16 protein-coding genes and 1 pseudogene are annotated in these 14,457 nt (G+C 70.3%); 8 read left to right on the top strand and 9 right to left on the bottom strand.

Annotated elements, in window-relative coordinates:
* Nucleotides 1-61 precede the first annotated feature (61 nt).
* Together NR072_RS07455 and NR072_RS07450 are read right to left on the bottom strand one after the other, a co-directional pair.
* Nucleotides 62-259 (bottom strand): annotated as a pseudogene (locus NR072_RS07455) (ISL3 family transposase); the annotation flags it as partial.
* Between the two features lie 84 nt (nt 260-343).
* Nucleotides 344-709 carry a helix-turn-helix transcriptional regulator gene (locus tag NR072_RS07450; protein ID WP_010080056.1) on the bottom strand — a complete coding sequence of 122 codons (366 nt, stop codon included), beginning with the start codon at nt 707-709 and terminating at the stop codon, nt 344-346.
* Between the two features lie 81 nt (nt 710-790).
* Here NR072_RS07450 and arsB point away from each other — a divergent pair, with 81 nt between their 5' ends.
* The 5 genes from arsB (at nt 791) to NR072_RS07425 (ending at nt 4,757) form a co-directional block, all read left to right on the top strand.
* Complete coding sequence (gene arsB / locus NR072_RS07445; protein ID WP_036381392.1) at nt 791-1,882, top strand: ACR3 family arsenite efflux transporter; 1,092 nt, start codon at nt 791-793, stop codon at nt 1,880-1,882.
* 23 nt (nt 1,883-1,905) lie between these two features.
* Nucleotides 1,906-2,334 carry a low molecular weight phosphatase family protein gene (locus tag NR072_RS07440; protein WP_002855764.1) on the top strand — a complete coding sequence of 143 codons (429 nt, stop codon included), beginning with the start codon at nt 1,906-1,908 and terminating at the stop codon, nt 2,332-2,334.
* A gap of 28 nt (nt 2,335-2,362) precedes the next feature.
* Nucleotides 2,363-3,700: an FAD-dependent oxidoreductase gene (locus NR072_RS07435; protein ID WP_163721771.1), complete on the top strand. Its 1,338-nt coding sequence runs from the start codon at nt 2,363-2,365 to the stop codon at nt 3,698-3,700.
* A gap of 98 nt (nt 3,701-3,798) precedes the next feature.
* Nucleotides 3,799-4,158 (top strand): helix-turn-helix transcriptional regulator, encoded by a 360-nt coding sequence (locus NR072_RS07430; protein ID WP_010080053.1) that lies wholly within the window; start codon nt 3,799-3,801, stop codon nt 4,156-4,158.
* Nucleotides 4,155-4,757 carry a cadmium resistance transporter gene (locus tag NR072_RS07425; protein WP_036341590.1) on the top strand — a complete coding sequence of 201 codons (603 nt, stop codon included), beginning with the start codon at nt 4,155-4,157 and terminating at the stop codon, nt 4,755-4,757. The genes NR072_RS07430 and NR072_RS07425 overlap by 4 nt, the downstream gene beginning before the upstream one ends.
* A gap of 318 nt (nt 4,758-5,075) precedes the next feature.
* Here the strand turns inward: NR072_RS07425 and NR072_RS07420 are convergent, their stop codons facing one another.
* Entirely contained in the window at nt 5,076-5,957 is an 882-nt protein-coding gene (locus NR072_RS07420; protein WP_119217726.1) for a manganese catalase family protein, read from the bottom strand.
* 482 nt (nt 5,958-6,439) lie between these two features.
* Between NR072_RS07420 and NR072_RS07415 the strand changes: the two genes are divergently transcribed.
* A complete protein-coding gene (locus NR072_RS07415) occupies nt 6,440-6,844 on the top strand; it encodes a GNAT family N-acetyltransferase (RefSeq protein WP_148244930.1) in 405 nt (134 codons plus the stop codon).
* A gap of 415 nt (nt 6,845-7,259) precedes the next feature.
* Nucleotides 7,260-8,330 (top strand): GNAT family N-acetyltransferase, encoded by a 1,071-nt coding sequence (locus tag NR072_RS07410; protein WP_256836667.1) that lies wholly within the window; start codon nt 7,260-7,262, stop codon nt 8,328-8,330.
* A 24-nt stretch (nt 8,331-8,354) separates the two neighbouring features.
* Here NR072_RS07410 and NR072_RS07405 read toward each other — a convergent pair whose 3' ends face one another.
* Nucleotides 8,355-9,230 carry an ArgP/LysG family DNA-binding transcriptional regulator gene (locus tag NR072_RS07405; RefSeq protein WP_255843347.1) on the bottom strand — a complete coding sequence of 292 codons (876 nt, stop codon included), beginning with the start codon at nt 9,228-9,230 and terminating at the stop codon, nt 8,355-8,357.
* A 71-nt stretch (nt 9,231-9,301) separates the two neighbouring features.
* Here NR072_RS07405 and lysE point away from each other — a divergent pair, with 71 nt between their 5' ends.
* Nucleotides 9,302-9,916: an L-lysine exporter gene (gene lysE, locus NR072_RS07400; RefSeq protein WP_060973796.1), complete on the top strand. Its 615-nt coding sequence runs from the start codon at nt 9,302-9,304 to the stop codon at nt 9,914-9,916.
* A 37-nt stretch (nt 9,917-9,953) separates the two neighbouring features.
* Here the strand turns inward: lysE and NR072_RS07395 are convergent, their stop codons facing one another.
* The 5 genes from NR072_RS07395 to NR072_RS07375 form a co-directional block, all read right to left on the bottom strand.
* Nucleotides 9,954-10,466, bottom strand: a complete 513-nt coding sequence (locus NR072_RS07395; RefSeq protein ID WP_256836664.1) for a helix-turn-helix domain-containing protein — start codon at nt 10,464-10,466, stop codon at nt 9,954-9,956.
* Between the two features lie 75 nt (nt 10,467-10,541).
* Entirely contained in the window at nt 10,542-10,883 is a 342-nt protein-coding gene (locus tag NR072_RS07390; protein WP_373021527.1) for a hypothetical protein, read from the bottom strand.
* Between the two features lie 195 nt (nt 10,884-11,078).
* On the bottom strand, nt 11,079-12,110 hold the full coding sequence (locus NR072_RS07385; protein ID WP_020626564.1) for a methionine synthase: 1,032 nt from the start codon (nt 12,108-12,110) through the stop codon (nt 11,079-11,081).
* On the bottom strand, nt 12,107-13,153 hold the full coding sequence (locus tag NR072_RS07380) for a DUF1852 domain-containing protein (protein ID WP_256836662.1): 1,047 nt from the start codon (nt 13,151-13,153) through the stop codon (nt 12,107-12,109). The genes NR072_RS07385 and NR072_RS07380 overlap by 4 nt, the downstream gene beginning before the upstream one ends.
* Nucleotides 13,150-14,457 (bottom strand): cystathionine gamma-synthase, encoded by a 1,308-nt coding sequence (locus tag NR072_RS07375; RefSeq protein ID WP_225348745.1) that lies wholly within the window; start codon nt 14,455-14,457, stop codon nt 13,150-13,152. The genes NR072_RS07380 and NR072_RS07375 overlap by 4 nt, the downstream gene beginning before the upstream one ends.

Here is a 14,457-nt window from a genome sequence, read left to right as displayed (position 1 = left end):
GAGACGCTCCTCCGGCCTCACTGGCACCGACCCGAGTCAACAACGTCATGACCTCCTACAGGTAGGCGCTGATCATCCGCTGGCAGGTCCCCCAAGTGGCCTCGAGCCGGGCCCTCTGCTTGTCGGTGAGCAACCCGGTTCCGGCGTGCAGGGTTCGACGGGCGGAGTAGAGCGGGTCGCCCGTGCGGCCGCGGTGGCCATGCAGGTCCTGCTGGACCCGGCGGTGGCAGCGGACCAACGCGTCGCCGGCTAACCGGACTGCGAGCGACCGGCGTTGTGGACGCAGAAGACCTGGACACTGGGCCGTGCGGTCAGGAGGATCTCCAAAGTCGGCGGTGGGGGTTCAGGCGATGTCGAGGAAGGAACGGAGCTCGGCGAAGGCCGACGGCACGACGGAGTAGTGCGCCCAGCGGCCCTTCTGCTCGCGCGTGAGCAGGCCAGCGTCGACGAGCTTCTTCATGTGGTGACTCACGGTCGGCTGGCTGATGCCCAGCGGCTCGGTGAGATCACAGGCGCAGACCGAATTGCAGCCCTGAGCAGCGACATGGGACAGAAGCCGGAGACGGGTCGGGTCGGAAAGCGCCTTGAGCAAGGACGCGATCCTCTCGGCCTCGACGCTGTCGACGGGCCCCGCTGAGAGCGTGCAGCACTCCTCAGGGCCGTTCATCGTCTCGAGCCCGGCAGCTGTGATCGCGGTCGTCGTGGACATGCCCCCACCTTACATTGACAGTCATCGATGTGAAGCATAGCGTTCGCATCGATATCCGTCGATGGAAGGTGTCGAAGCCCGATGAGTACGACCACCAAGGATGTGGAGCAGCCCCGCGTGATGAAGGAGATGTCCTTCCTCGATCGCTGGCTCCCGGTGTGGATCCTGGCCGCCATGGCAGTGGGTCTCCTGCTGGGACGGTTCATCCCCGGCCTGAACACCGCGCTGGAGGCGGTGAAGATCGGATCCGTGTCCCTGCCCATTGCGATCGGACTGTTGGTGATGATGTACCCGGTCCTGGCGAAGGTCCGCTACGACGAGACCCGGCGCATCGGCGCGGACCGACGCCTGCTGGTGACCTCGCTGGTGCTGAACTGGATCGTCGGCCCGGCACTCATGTTCGCCCTGGCCTGGATCTTCCTGGCCGACCTTCCAGAGTACCGCACCGGCCTGATCATCGTCGGACTCGCACGCTGCATCGCGATGGTCCTCATCTGGAACGACCTCGCCTGCGGTGACCGAGAAGCAGCCGCGGTGCTGGTCGCGATCAACTCCGTCTTCCAGGTGATCGCCTTCGGTGCCCTGGGCTGGTTCTACCTCCAGGCGCTGCCATCCTGGCTGGGGCTGCCGACCACGTCGGCCGAGTTCTCGATCGGCGCGATCGTCCTCAGCGTGCTGATCTTCCTCGGGATCCCGCTGGTCGCAGGGTTCCTGACCCGCATCCTCGGTGAGCGAGCCAAGGGTCGGACCTGGTACGAGGAGCGGTTCCTCCCGAAGATCGGCCCCTGGGCGCTGTACGGGCTGCTGTTCACCATCGTGCTGCTGTTCGCCCTCCAGGGCGACGCGATCATCTCCGCACCGGGGGACGTGGCCCGCATCGCCCTGCCGCTGCTGGTCTACTTCGTCGTCATGTTCCTGGGGTCCTTCCTGCTCGGCCGCGCGATCGGCCTCGACTACGCGAAGTCCACGACCGTCGCGTTCACGGCCTCGGGCAACAACTTCGAGCTCGCCATCGCCGTCGCCATCGGCACCTTCGGAGTCACCTCCGGCCAGGCCCTCGCCGGCGTCGTCGGCCCGCTGATCGAAGTCCCCGTCCTCGTCGCCCTCGTCTACGTCGCCCTCGCTATGGGGCGGCGCCTGTTCCCCGGCGACACCACCGCCCCCACCCGATGACCCCACAGAAGGATCCCCTCGCCATGACCACGAAGCGCCCTTCAGTCCTGTTCGTCTGCGTGAAGAACGGCGGCAAGTCCCAGATGGCCGCCGCCCTCATGCGCCATCACGCCGGGGATGAGGTCGACGTGCATTCCGCCGGCACCCGCCCGGGCACCGCCATCAACGCCCAGTCCGCGGAGGCGATCGCCGAGGTCGGCGCGGACATGTCCTCCGCCGTCCCGCAGCCGGTCACCCCCGAGCTGCTGCGAAGCGTCGACCACGTGATCGTCATCGGCGACGAAGCCGTCATCAAACCCGTCGAGGGCATGACCGCGCCGGTCACGACCTGGCACACCGATGAGCCCTCTCAGCGCGGCATCGAAGGGATGGAGCGGATGCGCTTGGTCCGCGACGACATCGACACCCACGTCCGCAAGCTCCTGACCGACCTCACCGGCACCGCGAACTGACCGCCCCGCAGCAAGGAGACTCATCATCTTGACCACCGCAACGAACTCACATCCCATTGTCGTCATCGGCGCTGGCCCCATCGGCCTTGCCGCCGCTGCCCACCTCTCTGAGCGCGGCCTGCCGTTCCTGATCCTCGAGGCCGGGACCGCGGCAGGAGCCGCGATCGCCGAGTGGGGGCACACGCGGCTCTTCTCGCCGTGGCAGTACAACCTCGACGCCGCCGCACAGCGTCTCCTCGAAGCTGCCGGCTGGACCGCACCCGACGCCGACGTTCTCCCGACCGGTCACGAACTGCGCGAGCATTACCTCGAACCGCTCGCGCAGCTTCCCCAGCTCGCCGAGTCGATCCGCTACGGGGCGCGGGTCACCGCCGTCTCCCGCGCCGGCATCGACAAGACCCGCACCGCACGCCGCGAGGAGACCCCCTTCCTCGTCCGGATCCAGACCACCGACGGGCACAGCGAAGACGTGCTCGCCTCCGCGGTCATCGACGCCTCCGGCACCTGGTCCACGCCCAACCCCCTCGGACAGGCCGGGCTCCTTGCTCCCGGCGAGCAGCAGGCCCGCGCCGCGGGCCACATCACCGCGCCGCTGCCTGACGTGCAGGGCCGCGACCGTGACCGCTTCGCCGGCAAGCGAGTCATGGTGACCGGTGCCGGCCACTCAGCCGCCAATACCCTGCTGGACCTCGCGGACCTGGAGGCCGACACCACCATCATGTGGGCCGCTCGCACCGCAGACCTCACCCGCGTCTACGGGGGCGGCGACCAGGACGAACTCGCAGCCCGAGGAGCGCTCGGCTCGCGACTGCGCCAGCTGGTCGACTCCGGACGCATCGCGGTCCTCACCTCCTTCACCATCACTCGCTTCAGAGCCGACGACACGTTGACCGTCCACGCTGTGACCCCGGACGGGGAGCGAGAAGTGAGCGTCGATGTGCTGGTGCCCGCCACCGGGTTCCGCCCTGATCTCGGAATGCTCTCCGAACTCCGCCTGGCCCTGGACCCGGCCGTCGAAGCACCGTCCCAGCTGGAGCCGCTGATCGATCCCGAGTTCCACTCCTGCGGATCCGTCGAGCCTCACGGTGAGCGAGTCCTCGCCCACCCGGAGACGAACTTCTACATCGTGGGGATGAAGAGCTACGGCCGCGCCCCCACCTTCCTCATGGCCACCGGCTACGAACAGGTCCGCTCCATCGCAGCAGCCCTGGCCGGCGACCGCAAAGCAGCCGACGCAGTCCACCTCGAACTACCCGAGACCGGCGTATGCACCACCGACCTCGGCGGCGGCTGCGACGCCCCAGCCACAGCCGGCGACGCCTGCTGCAGCAGCCCGCAACTGATCGAGCTCCCCGTCGGCCGATGAGCAAACAGCGGGACGGCACGACGTTCTGTGCCGCCCCGCTGGGGTATAGCTTTACGAGGCGACACTGTAAGTTCAGCTCATACTGTATAGTTCAGTGAATGCTGACTATCGCCTCTCGTGTTGATGTGATGAACCGGTTGGGCCGAGCGATGGCCGACCCCACCCGGTCGCGGATCCTGATGACCTTGCTGGAACGGCCGGCGTACCCGGCCGAACTAGCGCGAGACTTGGGGCTGACCCGGTCGAACGTGTCGAACCACCTGGCGTGCTTGCGGGACTGCGGGATCGCGGTCGCCGTGGCCGAGGGCCGCCAGACCCGATACGAGATCGCCGATGCACACCTGGCGCGGGCGCTGACTGCTCTGGTCGAGGTCACCCTCGCGGTGGATGAGAGTGCTCCGTGCATCGATCCCGCCTGCTCGCTTCCCGGATGCGACGCAGCTGGGGAGGGCGCATGAGCCTCACCTCGGTCTTGCAGGCGATGGGCCTGTTCGCAGCGACCAACATCGACGACATCATCGTGCTCTCCCTCTTCTTCGCGCGAGGGGCAGGCCAGCGCGGCACTACCGCCCGCATTCTGGCCGGCCAGTACCTCGGATTCGCCGGCATCCTCGGTGCCGCGGTCCTGGTGACCATCGGCGCCGGAGCATTCCTGCCCCCGGCAGCCATCCCGTACTTCGGCCTCATCCCTCTGGGCCTCGGCCTCTGGGCCGCATGGCAGGCCTGGCGCGGAGACGATGACGACGATGACGACGAGGCCAAGGTTGCCGGCAAGAAGGTCGGCGTGTGGACAGTCGCAGGCGTCACCCTTGCCAACGGCGGCGACAACATCGGCGTCTACACACCTGTCTTCCTCAGCGTGGAACCTCTCGCAGTAGTCGCCTACTGCATCGTCTTCCTCGCGCTCGTCGCGGTCCTGGTGGCCCTGGCAAAGTTCGTCGCCACCCGCCCCCCGATCGCCGAAGTGCTCGAACGCTGGGAGAACATCCTCTTCCCCATCGTTCTCATCGGCCTCGGCATCGTGATCCTCGTCAGCGGCGGAGCCTTCGGACTCTGACGTAGCGGCAGCGATCCAAACGGCCCCGACCGGGCGCACCCCTCTCGGTTCAGACCGCGACACCTACCTGCAGCCAGTCCTGCGTGATCGCGGCAACAAGACCGCCACGGAGCGCTGCAAAAACCCCGCCACCAAGCGAACGAAGCCACACGCGCGCCCCTCAGCCCTGTCCGAAGCGCCCGCAGCCCCTCAAGAGTGGTGAGACGCATTCTCGTCACAATCCATGCCAGGGAGATGCGGCCTCTTACAGGGACAGACGGCACGGGCCCGCCTGCCGGGGCAGACGGGCCCGTGCACTCCCTCATCGGGAAGGTCGGGTTACTCGCGGTGCAGCTTGTCCTGCACCGTGCCCGCCAGCTTCTCGAGGCGGTTGGGCACCTCCGTGGTCCCGTAGAAACGGGAGTCCGGGTGGGTGGGCGGGGGCATGGGGACCCCCGCCGGCGGCTCGGACGAGTAGGAGAACTCGCCCTTGCCGTCCGGGGTGGGGCCTGCAGCCCACGAACCCTCCGCAGTGGCCTGACCGTCAGAGAACTCATAGTGCGTGTACGAGTGCTCCGTGGCCTCCTTCTTCTGCGGGAAGTTGCTCGGCACCGGCATCTCCTCCAGGCCGTCCTCCTGCAGCTCCTTCACAGCCGCCGCCCACTGGTTCTGGTGCATCGTGTCCCGGGCCAGCAGGAAGGAGAGCAGCTCCCGGATGCCCGGGTCATCGGTCATGTGGTAGAGCCGGGCCACCTGGGTGCGGCCCTGCATCTCGGCGTTGAGGTTGGCGGTCATGTCGGCCAGCAGGTTGCCGCTGGCCGTGACATACGCTGCGGTCCACGGATTCCCCATGCTGTCCACGGGGCGAGCACCGGCACCGGCCACGATGGCCTGCTGCAGGTCGGTGCCCCCGATGACGGCGGCCACGGCCGGGTCATCCTGGATGGCGTCGGTGGTGATCCCCACCGGGGCCTTCTCCAGCAGCTGGGCCACCATAGTGGCGAGCATCTCGACGTGACCGAACTCCTCGGCCGCCGTGCTGAAGAGCAGGTCCCGGTACTTGCCCGGGATGTGGGCGTTCCATGCTTGGAAGCTGTACTGCATGGCCACGGTGATCTCGCCGTACTGCCCGCCGATCACCTCCTGCAGCTTGCGGGCGTAGACCGCGTCAGGCTTCTCGGGGCTGGAGACGTGCTGAAGCTTCTGCTTGTGGATGTACACGAGAGACTCCCTCGATCGGGTCAGACGCGCGAAGGCCCAAGGGGCTCCACGCCGGACACCATCCACGCTACGCGGGTCTGACCGACCCGCGTAGAGCTGACCCACGCCAGAACTGCCTCGGTCACCACCCACGCCATGGACGCCAGCACCACTCGGGGGGTGAGCGCTTTCGCCATCCTCCGCCTGCGGATGCGGCGGGTAGGTGACTCCCAGCGGCACGCGGTACAACCGGTCGTTTGTGGCTGCGCTTCCACGAGCACGAGACCAGCCCCTCACACTCCGAGCGTCTCGCCCTATCTCCACTGCGCCTCTGCACTGCTATCTTCCTAGCCATGTTCACTCTCTGACGGCATCGCGCTGAACACCCCACCATCACGAGAGGAACAACTGTGCCCACTGACCTTCTGACTCTTCACTTGCCGCAGCTCTACCCTGCTGACCAGCTCCCTGGAGGACTCGACTTTCGAGGGTTGGACGTTGGGATGGCCGACGATCTGGCCCAGTGCTATCTGATGAGCTACCCACCCGACGTCGCCGCCTCCGACCTGGCCGAAGCGCGGGAGGAGATGGAGGCGACCTTCCGCGGCGACTACGGGGAGCTGCGCGCCGACGCGAGCGCCTCGGCGTGGGTGGACGGCCGCCTGGCCGGGGCGATCATGGTGGTCACCCACTCGATCTGGGACGCGGACCTCGCGGGGCCGTTCATCATTGACCTCTTCACCGATCCCGCCGCGCGCGGGAAGGGGGTCGGGCGCGCCCTGGTGCAGCACGCCGTCGACGTCTGCTCCGCCGCCGGCGACCCCGCCCTGAGTCTGCGCTTCGGCGAGGGCACCTCCGAGGCGGCCATGGGGATCTACCAGAAACTTGGATTCCAGCCCGTCGATTAGGCAGATTCGGTCGTTAGTGACGAGGGGCCCTGCCATGCGCCGTGTGCGCCACCTCCGGCCCTGCCCCCCGCCGCACGGCCCGCCACAACCAACCCGCTAGAGCGGCAGCCGCCCGTACGTTTCGGGCGATCCCTGGGGCCCGCGGGGGCGCCCACCTGGACACCCAGTTTTCACTCCGACCGGATCCCGCCCGACCTGCGAAGAGTTCCCCGCGCATCAGGTGGAATCTGCCTGCATCTCTCCGGCAAAAGCCCTTGCCCCCCGATCCGCGTCGTGACACAGTTCACCCCATGATGCAGCAGCAGTGACCCCGTGGATCCGACGACCCACCACCGGTCCTCCCCGCGCGCCCGTCTCGAGCACGGCTCGACGGGTGCCTCTGCGCCCACCCCTTTCTGCAGAAAGCAGTCACCGCATGCCTGACATCATCGAATTCCCCCTGCCCGCCTCGTCGGACGACCCCCACTGGCGGGCCTACTGCCGCCTCGGAGACGAGTACAACCACGAGCTGATCGGCACGACCGAGTGGGATGAGACCCCCACGGACGCGCTCATCCAGGCCGCCGCCGAGACCGACCACACGCAGCGCCGCTACCTGGCGTACGTCGACGGCGAGGCGGTCGGCTACGCCCGCGTCCTGATCAACCACGTCGACGACCCTGACGCGGCCGCCCTCAACGTCTACGTCCACCCGCGGCACCGCGGACGCGGCCACGGCCGCGCGCTGGCCGAGCGACTCGTCCTGGACACTGCCGGCCTCACGCGTTTCGAGACCTGGCCGCTGACGCCGCGGCCGGTGGCCGGGCAACGGGCGCTCACCCCGCCCAACGGCGTCGGCGCGGCGCCCGCCGAGCATCCGGGTGTGCGTCTCGCCCAGTCCTACGGCTTCGCGCTCGTCCAGACCGAGCGGGTGAGCCGGTATGACTTCGCCGATCCGGGGATCGACCCCGCCGTCGCCCTGGCCGAGGCCGAACGCGTCTCGTCGGACTACGAGCTCCACGCCTGGGAGGGCGCGGCCGACGCGTCCCTGCAGGACGACCTCGCCGTCCTCAAAGCCCGCATGGCCACGGACGTGCCGTCCGGGGAACGCACCGTGGTGGAGCAGGTCTGGGATGCGGCCCGCGTGCGTCGCATGGACGAGCAGATCCTGACGACCGGGCGGCTCTTCCGCGCGGTGGCGCGGCACCGTGCCACCGGTCGGATCGTCGCCCTGAGCGAGCTGGTGGCGCCCCGCTCGCGCCCGGACGGTCTCATCGACCAGTGGGACACCATCGTGCTGCCCGAGCACCGCGGCCACCGCCTCGGCATGCGCGTGAAGGCGGCGAACCTCATCGCCGTGCGCGACGCGCTGCCCGAGGCCCGCGCGATCATCACGTGGAACGCCGAGGAGAACCGGCACATGCTCGACGTCAACGAGGCGCTGGGCTTCCGGCCCGTGCTGGTCGAGGCGTCCATGGAGGCGCCGGCACCCCTGCGACGTCGCTGACGGCCCGCGACCCGCGGCGCCGCCTCACCCCCGTTCGAGCGTCCGCTGGGCCGCCTCCCGCACCGCCCGCGTGAGCCGCACCAGGCGCGTCACGGGCAGTGTGGCCGCCTGCCAGTACAGGGGCACGAGGACGTCGTCGAGCCCGGGCACGCGGACCAGCCGGCCGGCGCGCACGTCCTCGACGGCCTGGGCGTCCACGAGCATCCCCCACCCCAGGCCGGCCCGGACGGACCGGTGGAACCCGTCGAACGACGGCGCCAGGTGCGTGGGCGGGGCGATGTCCAGCCCGGCGCCGCTCAGCGCGAGGCGCTGCAGGTCGTCCTTCGCGTTGTAGCGCATCATGGGCATCGCGCCGAGGTCGACGACGTCGTCCGCCGCATGCCGGGCGAGCAGGGCGGGCGAGGCGAGTGGGACGTAGCGCATGCTCCCCAGCGGCCCCGCCGCGCACCCCTGCACCGGCTGCGGCTCCGTGGTGACGGCGGCCAGCACCTCGCCCCGGCGCAGCAGCCGGGCGCTGTGGTCCTGGTCCTCGACGTGCAGGTCGAGGACCGTGTCCTCCCAGTCGGCGGCCTCCGCCAGGACGGGCCCGAACCACGTGCCCAGCACGTCGGCGGGCACGGCCAGGGAGGTGACGCTGCGCCCGGCCGCCGTGCGGCCCAGCCCGGCCCACGCCTCCTGTTCGAGCACCCGCATGTGCCGGGCCACGCACACCAGGCCGACGCCGGCCTCGGTCGGCTCGCAGGGTGTGCCGCGCCGGAGCAGCACCTGGCCCACCTCCCGTTCCAGGGCGCGGATGCGCTGGCTGACCGCGGAGGCGCTGACGCCGAGCTCATACGCGGCCGCCTCGAACGAGCCCTCGTCCACGATCGCACGCAGCGCCTGCAGCTGATCCAGGTTCATGAAGCAGAGCTTAGGCACCTGCAGTTCTCTTCGTTTGGCTCAGGCCCGGCCGGGCCCTAGCGTCCTCACCCATGTGGACCCTCGCCGGCACCGGCCTGCTCACCGGACTCGCCCTCATCGTCGCCATCGGCGCCCAGAACGCCTTCGTGCTCCGCCAGGGCGTGCGCCGGGAGCATGTGGGCGCCGTCGTGCTGGTGTGCATGGCCTCGGACGCCGTGCTGATCCTGGCCGGGACCGCCGGGGTGGGCGCGCTCGTGCAGGCCGTGCCGTGGCTGCTCGAGGTGCTGCGCTGGGGCGGTGCGCTGTACCTGCTCTGGTTCGCGGTCTCCTCCCTGCGTGCCGCGCTGCGCCCGCAGGGGCTCGTGGCCGAGCAGGCGCCGCGGACCGCGGGCTCGGTCGTCGCCACCACGCTCGCACTGACCTGGCTCAACCCGCACGTCTACCTGGACACCGTGGTGCTGCTGGGCAGCCTCGCCAACCAGCACGGTCCCGACGCGCGGTGGGTCTTCGCCGCCGGCGCCGTCGCCGCCTCGGTCCTGTGGTTCACCGCGCTCGGCTACGGCGCGCGCCTGCTGGCCCGGGTGCTCGCCGACCCGAAGGCGTGGCGCGTGGTGGACGTGGTGATCGCGGTGGTCATGGCGGTGCTCGCGGTCCGGCTCATCGCCGGGTCCGGCGTGTGGGGATGAGCAGGCAGACGCCGGAGCGCGCCTCCGGCACGAGCCACTACCCGCGCTCACCCCGGAGGTCGGCGCGAGCCTGAGGCAACGCCTCGCGGTAGGACTCCGCCTTCTGGTCGTAGAGCCCCGCAGACGAAGCCTCCCCTACGAGGTCGCTCAGCGAGGCACGCCGCTCCCCGCGCTTCCGCTGCTGATAGGACACGACGTCTTGGAGCCGGATGCGTCGGTGCCGACCACCGGTCGTCCTCTCGTACGGCAACGCGCCCTCCTCGAGCAGCCTCACCAGCGTGGGACGACTGATGCCGAGGAAGTTCGCCGCCTCCTGCGTCGTGAGCAGCTGGTCGACGGGTGCCACCGTGATGGCCTTGCCCACCCGCATCGCCTCGACGACGTCCCGCAGGACGTTGAAAGCCTCTGGCGGCAGGGGGACCTTCTGCCCATCAGGGCCGACCAGGGCGGCCGGCTGCGTCAGGCCGTCGAGGAACCTGCCGACGTCGAGCATCTCCTCGAGGTCCGTCGGCGGCAGCACCGTGTGCTTGTCATTCACCGTCGCAGTCATGGAACAAGACTACCCGCGAAAACGAAAAATTCGCAGTTTCCTCTCGCGTCCGCTTCCCCGCTCCGGGGCGCTGCGTCAACCGCGCGCGTAGGCGAGCGACTCCTCGATGATCCCGACGACGACGGCCAGCTCTGCCTCGTCCCGCGGACCGTAGAGCATCCACTCCGTGCCGAAGTCCGCGTAGCCATGCGGTTCGAGCCATCCGAGCTCGTCCAGACGGACGCCGCGCTCGGGCGCCAGGACGAGGTGCACTGACGTGTCGTCCACCCCATGCAGGTGCACCGGCTCCCAGCGCCGGCCTGGTGAGAGGTTGACCTCCGGGGTGCGCTCCTCCGGCCGGCCTGTCAAGTGGACGGCGCGCGACGTTGCTGGCGAGACGGTGCTGTGGCCCTCCTCGACGCCGTCGAGGGCGAACACCGCAGCGACCAGACGGCCCCACAGCTCCGGCGATGATCGCTGATCAAGCTGTCGGTGGGGCCCCTCGGTCGACGTCGCGGGACGACTGCCCGGCCGGGGATCGTCAGCGATGAGCCGGACACGGGGGCTCGCATCAGGATCCATGCAGACGATCCTGACGGGGCCCTGCCGGCCAGGCAAGGCCACCAGGCCCCCTCACTCCCCGCCCAGCTCCTCCCGGAGGATCCGCGCGCCGGCCACGAGCGCCGCCGTCTTGTCCCGCGCCACCGAGCGAGCCAGCGGCGCCATGCCGCAGTTGGTGCTCGCGATCAGCTTGTCCGCGTCCACGAACTCGAGGGTCTCCCGGAGGGTCGCCGCGACCTCCTCGGGCGTCTCGATCTCGTCGCTCGCCACGTCGATCGCGCCGACCATCACCTTCTTGCCGCGCAGCAGGCCGATGAGCTCCGCCGGCACCCGGGAGTGGTGCCGCTCCAGGGCGATCGTGTCGATCGTGGACTCGCGCAGCAGGGGGAACGACGTCTCGTACTGGCGCCACTCCTCCCCGAGCGTGGCCTTCCAGTCGTTGTTCGCCTTGATCCCGTAGCCGTAGCAGATGTGCACGGCCGTCTCACACGTCAGGCCCTCGGCCGCACGCTCGAGCGTCGCCACGCCCCAGTCGCGGACGTCGTCGAAGAACACGTTGAACGCGGGTTCGTCGAACTGCACGACGTCGACGCCCACCGCCGCCAGCTCCCGCGCCTCCTCGTTGAGGATGCGCGCGAACTCCCACGCGAGCTTCTCGCGGCTGCCGTAGTGGCGGTCGGCGAGGGTGTCGATCATGGTCATCGGCCCGGGCAGGGTCCACTTGATGGGCCGGTCCGTCCGCGCGCGCAGGGCCTTCGCGTCGTCCACGAACACCGGCGCCGGTCGGCCCACCTCCCCGACGACGGTCGGCACGCTCGCGTCGTACCGGTCGCGGATCCGCACCGTCTCACGCCGGTCGAAGTCCACGCCGCCGAGGTGCTCGATGAACGTGGTGACGAAGTGCTGGCGGGTCTGCTCGCCGTCGCAGACGATGTCGACGCCCGCGCGCTCCTGGTCGGCCACGGCGAGGGCGAGCGCGTCGAGCTGGCCCTCGCGCAGCTGCTCCCCCTCGAGCTTCCAGGGCGACCAGAGCGTCTCCTCCTCGGCGAGCCAGCCGGGCTTCGGCAGGCTGCCGACGAGGGCGGTGGGGATCAGGGTGGTCATCGGGTCTCCTCGGTGTCTCGTGCGGCGTGGGCGGCGGCCCAGCGCTCCAGCAGGTCGCGGTGCGGGCCCACGAAGTGCTCCTGCGTGTACTCCCCCTGCTCCCGGCCGAGGCGGGCCCGCTCCTCGCGGTCGTAGGCGATCCGGGTCTGCGAGAAGTCGCCGTGGTCCAGGCGCGGCCGGTACACCTCGCCGGCCCCGGCGTTCGCGTTGTAGATCTCCGGCCGGTAGATCCGCTGGAAGGTCTCCATGGTGGCGATCAGCCCGGCCAGGGAGAGGTTCGCGTGGTCGTTGAGCAGGTCGCCCCGCGAGTAGAACGCCAGCGGCGCCACGGCCCCGCGCGGCAGGAAGCACCGGATCCCCAGGCCCATCCGGCCGAAGTAGCGGTCCGTGCGGGAGGCTTCGTCCTGGCGGTATTCGACCCCGAGCACCGGGTGCTCGTTCGTCAGCCGCCGGTAGGTGCGGCTCGTGGACACGCTGATGCAGATCACGGGCGGCTGCGGGAACCGCTCCCGGTACGCCTGCGAGTCGAGCAGGTGCTGGAACAGCCGCCCGTGCAGGTCGCCGAAGCCGTCGGGCTCCTCGGTCCCCGGCGACGTCGCCGCGTGCGCGGGCAGCACCACGGAGAAGTCGTGGTCGCGGACGTAGGAGGAGAAGTTGTTCCCCACACTGCGGCCGAGCACAGCGCCCGTCGCACGCTCGACCACCCGCACGTCGAGCATCTCCATGAGCGGGAAGTCGACATCCGCGCCGTCGTCGGCGGTGAAGTGCACGTCGATCGAGACGATCTCGATCCGTGCCGTGTAGCGGTCCCGCTCCGGGTTGTCCCAGGGGGCGAGATCGTTGAGGCGCCCGTCGATCATGGCCAGGGCGGCGCGCAGGTTCTCCCGCCGGTCCGCACCGCGGGCGAGGTTCGCGAAGTTCGTGGTGGCGCGCGTGCTGGCGGCGGGCGTGTAGTCCTCGTCGAACGGCGTGGTGTGGATGCTGAACGTCAGGTCGTCCACGCGGGCGGGCGCGGTGCTCGGGACAAGGGTGGCGTGGCTCATCGGGTCCTCTCCGGGGTGCGGGCGCGGGTGGTGCGGTGGTGGGCGGGGGCGGGACGGGGCACCGCGGACGACGGCGCCCCGCGGCCGGCGGCGACGCGTGCGGCGCACTCGAGGCCGGCCTCGAGGTCCGCCTGCAGGTCGGCCACGTCCTCGATGCCGACGGAGAGCCGGACCAGGTCCGTGGGGACGGCCAGGGGCGTGCCCCGCACGGAGGCGTGGGTCATCTCGGAGGAGTAGCAGAGCAGCGATTCGACCCCGCCGAGGCTGACCGAGAGCGCGAACAGCTCGGTGGCCTCGGCGAACGCGCGGGCCGCGGCCTCTCCCCCGGCCAACCGGACGGAGACGATGCCGCCGAAGCCGTCCATCTGCCGCGCGGCGAGCTCGTGGCCCGGGTGGTCGGGCAGCCCGGGGTAGAAGACCTGGGCGACCTCGGGGCGGCCCTGCAGCCAGCCCGCGAGCGCGGCGGCGTTGGCGCCGTGCCGGTCCATGCGCAGGCCGAGCGTCTTGAGGCCGCGGGCGGCGAGGTAGGAGTCCTGCGGGCCGGCGACCGCGCCGGCGGCGAACTGCTGGTAGGCCACGGCCTCGGCCAGCGCCCGGCCGCGGAACTCGCGGTCGGCCACCACCACGGCGCCGCCGAGCACGTCCGAGTGCCCGCCGATGTACTTGGTGGTGGAGTGCACCACCACGTCCGCGCCGAGGTCGAGGGGCCGCTGGAGGTAGGGCGAGGCGAACGTGTTGTCCACGACCAGCAGCGCGCCGGCGTCGTGGGCGATCTGCGCCCAGGCGGCCAGGTCCGCGATGCCGAGCAGCGGGTTGGACGGCGTCTCCACCCACAGCAGCGCGGTGCGGCCGGGGCGGACGGCCGCGGCGACCGCCGTCGGGTCGGTGATGTCCACGGGGGTGTTGGACACGCCCCACGGCTCGAGGACGGTGGTGATGAGGCGGTGGGTGCCGCCGTAGCCGTCGCCGCCCAGCACGATGTGGTCGCCGGGGCGCAGCACGGCCCGCAGGAGGGCGTCCTCGGCGGCGAGCCCGGAGGCGAACGCGAACGCCCGGTCGCCGTGCTCGAGGGCGGCGAGCTGGGTCTCGAAGCCGTTCCGGGTCGGGTTGGAGCCGCGGCTGTACTCATGCCCGGCGCGCAGCACGTTGATGCCGTCCTGTACGAAGGTGCTGGTCTGGTAGATCGGCGGCACCACGGCGCCGGTCAGCGGGTCGGGCTCCTGGCCGGCGTGCACGGCGGTGGTGGTGAAGCCGCGGACGGTGGGACGGGACACGGAGCGGGTGGTGTGGTGGACGGCGGTCAT

Origin of the sequence: Micrococcus sp. Mcc89, assembly GCF_024519795.1 — a bacterium.
Lineage (GTDB): Bacteria > Actinomycetota > Actinomycetes > Actinomycetales > Micrococcaceae > Micrococcus > Micrococcus luteus.
Note: the sequence above shows the minus strand (reverse complement) of the source record. Positions and strands in the feature narration are given on the sequence as shown.

What these genes read in the sequence shown, in the direction of transcription:
- NR072_RS07380 (WP_256836662.1), bottom strand. Translation starts at nt 13,153, where the DNA reads ATGAGCCACGCCACCCTTGTCCCGAGCACCGCGCCCGCCCGCGTGGAC.
- NR072_RS07395 (WP_256836664.1), bottom strand. Translation starts at nt 10,466, where the DNA reads ATGACTGCGACGGTGAATGACAAGCACACGGTGCTGCCGCCGACGGAC.
- lysE (WP_060973796.1), top strand. Translation starts at nt 9,302, where the DNA reads ATGTGGACCCTCGCCGGCACCGGCCTGCTCACCGGACTCGCCCTCATC.
- NR072_RS07430 (WP_010080053.1), top strand. Translation starts at nt 3,799, where the DNA reads ATGCTGACTATCGCCTCTCGTGTTGATGTGATGAACCGGTTGGGCCGA.
- NR072_RS07410 (WP_256836667.1), top strand. Translation starts at nt 7,260, where the DNA reads ATGCCTGACATCATCGAATTCCCCCTGCCCGCCTCGTCGGACGACCCC.
- NR072_RS07405 (WP_255843347.1), bottom strand. Translation starts at nt 9,230, where the DNA reads ATGAACCTGGATCAGCTGCAGGCGCTGCGTGCGATCGTGGACGAGGGC.
- arsB (WP_036381392.1), top strand. Translation starts at nt 791, where the DNA reads ATGAGTACGACCACCAAGGATGTGGAGCAGCCCCGCGTGATGAAGGAG.
- NR072_RS07415 (WP_148244930.1), top strand. Translation starts at nt 6,440, where the DNA reads ATGGCCGACGATCTGGCCCAGTGCTATCTGATGAGCTACCCACCCGAC.
- NR072_RS07440 (WP_002855764.1), top strand. Translation starts at nt 1,906, where the DNA reads ATGACCACGAAGCGCCCTTCAGTCCTGTTCGTCTGCGTGAAGAACGGC.
- NR072_RS07375 (WP_225348745.1), bottom strand. Translation starts at nt 14,457, where the DNA reads ATGACCGCCGTCCACCACACCACCCGCTCCGTGTCCCGTCCCACCGTC.
- NR072_RS07425 (WP_036341590.1), top strand. Translation starts at nt 4,155, where the DNA reads ATGAGCCTCACCTCGGTCTTGCAGGCGATGGGCCTGTTCGCAGCGACC.
- NR072_RS07385 (WP_020626564.1), bottom strand. Translation starts at nt 12,110, where the DNA reads ATGACCACCCTGATCCCCACCGCCCTCGTCGGCAGCCTGCCGAAGCCC.
- NR072_RS07450 (WP_010080056.1), bottom strand. Translation starts at nt 709, where the DNA reads ATGTCCACGACGACCGCGATCACAGCTGCCGGGCTCGAGACGATGAAC.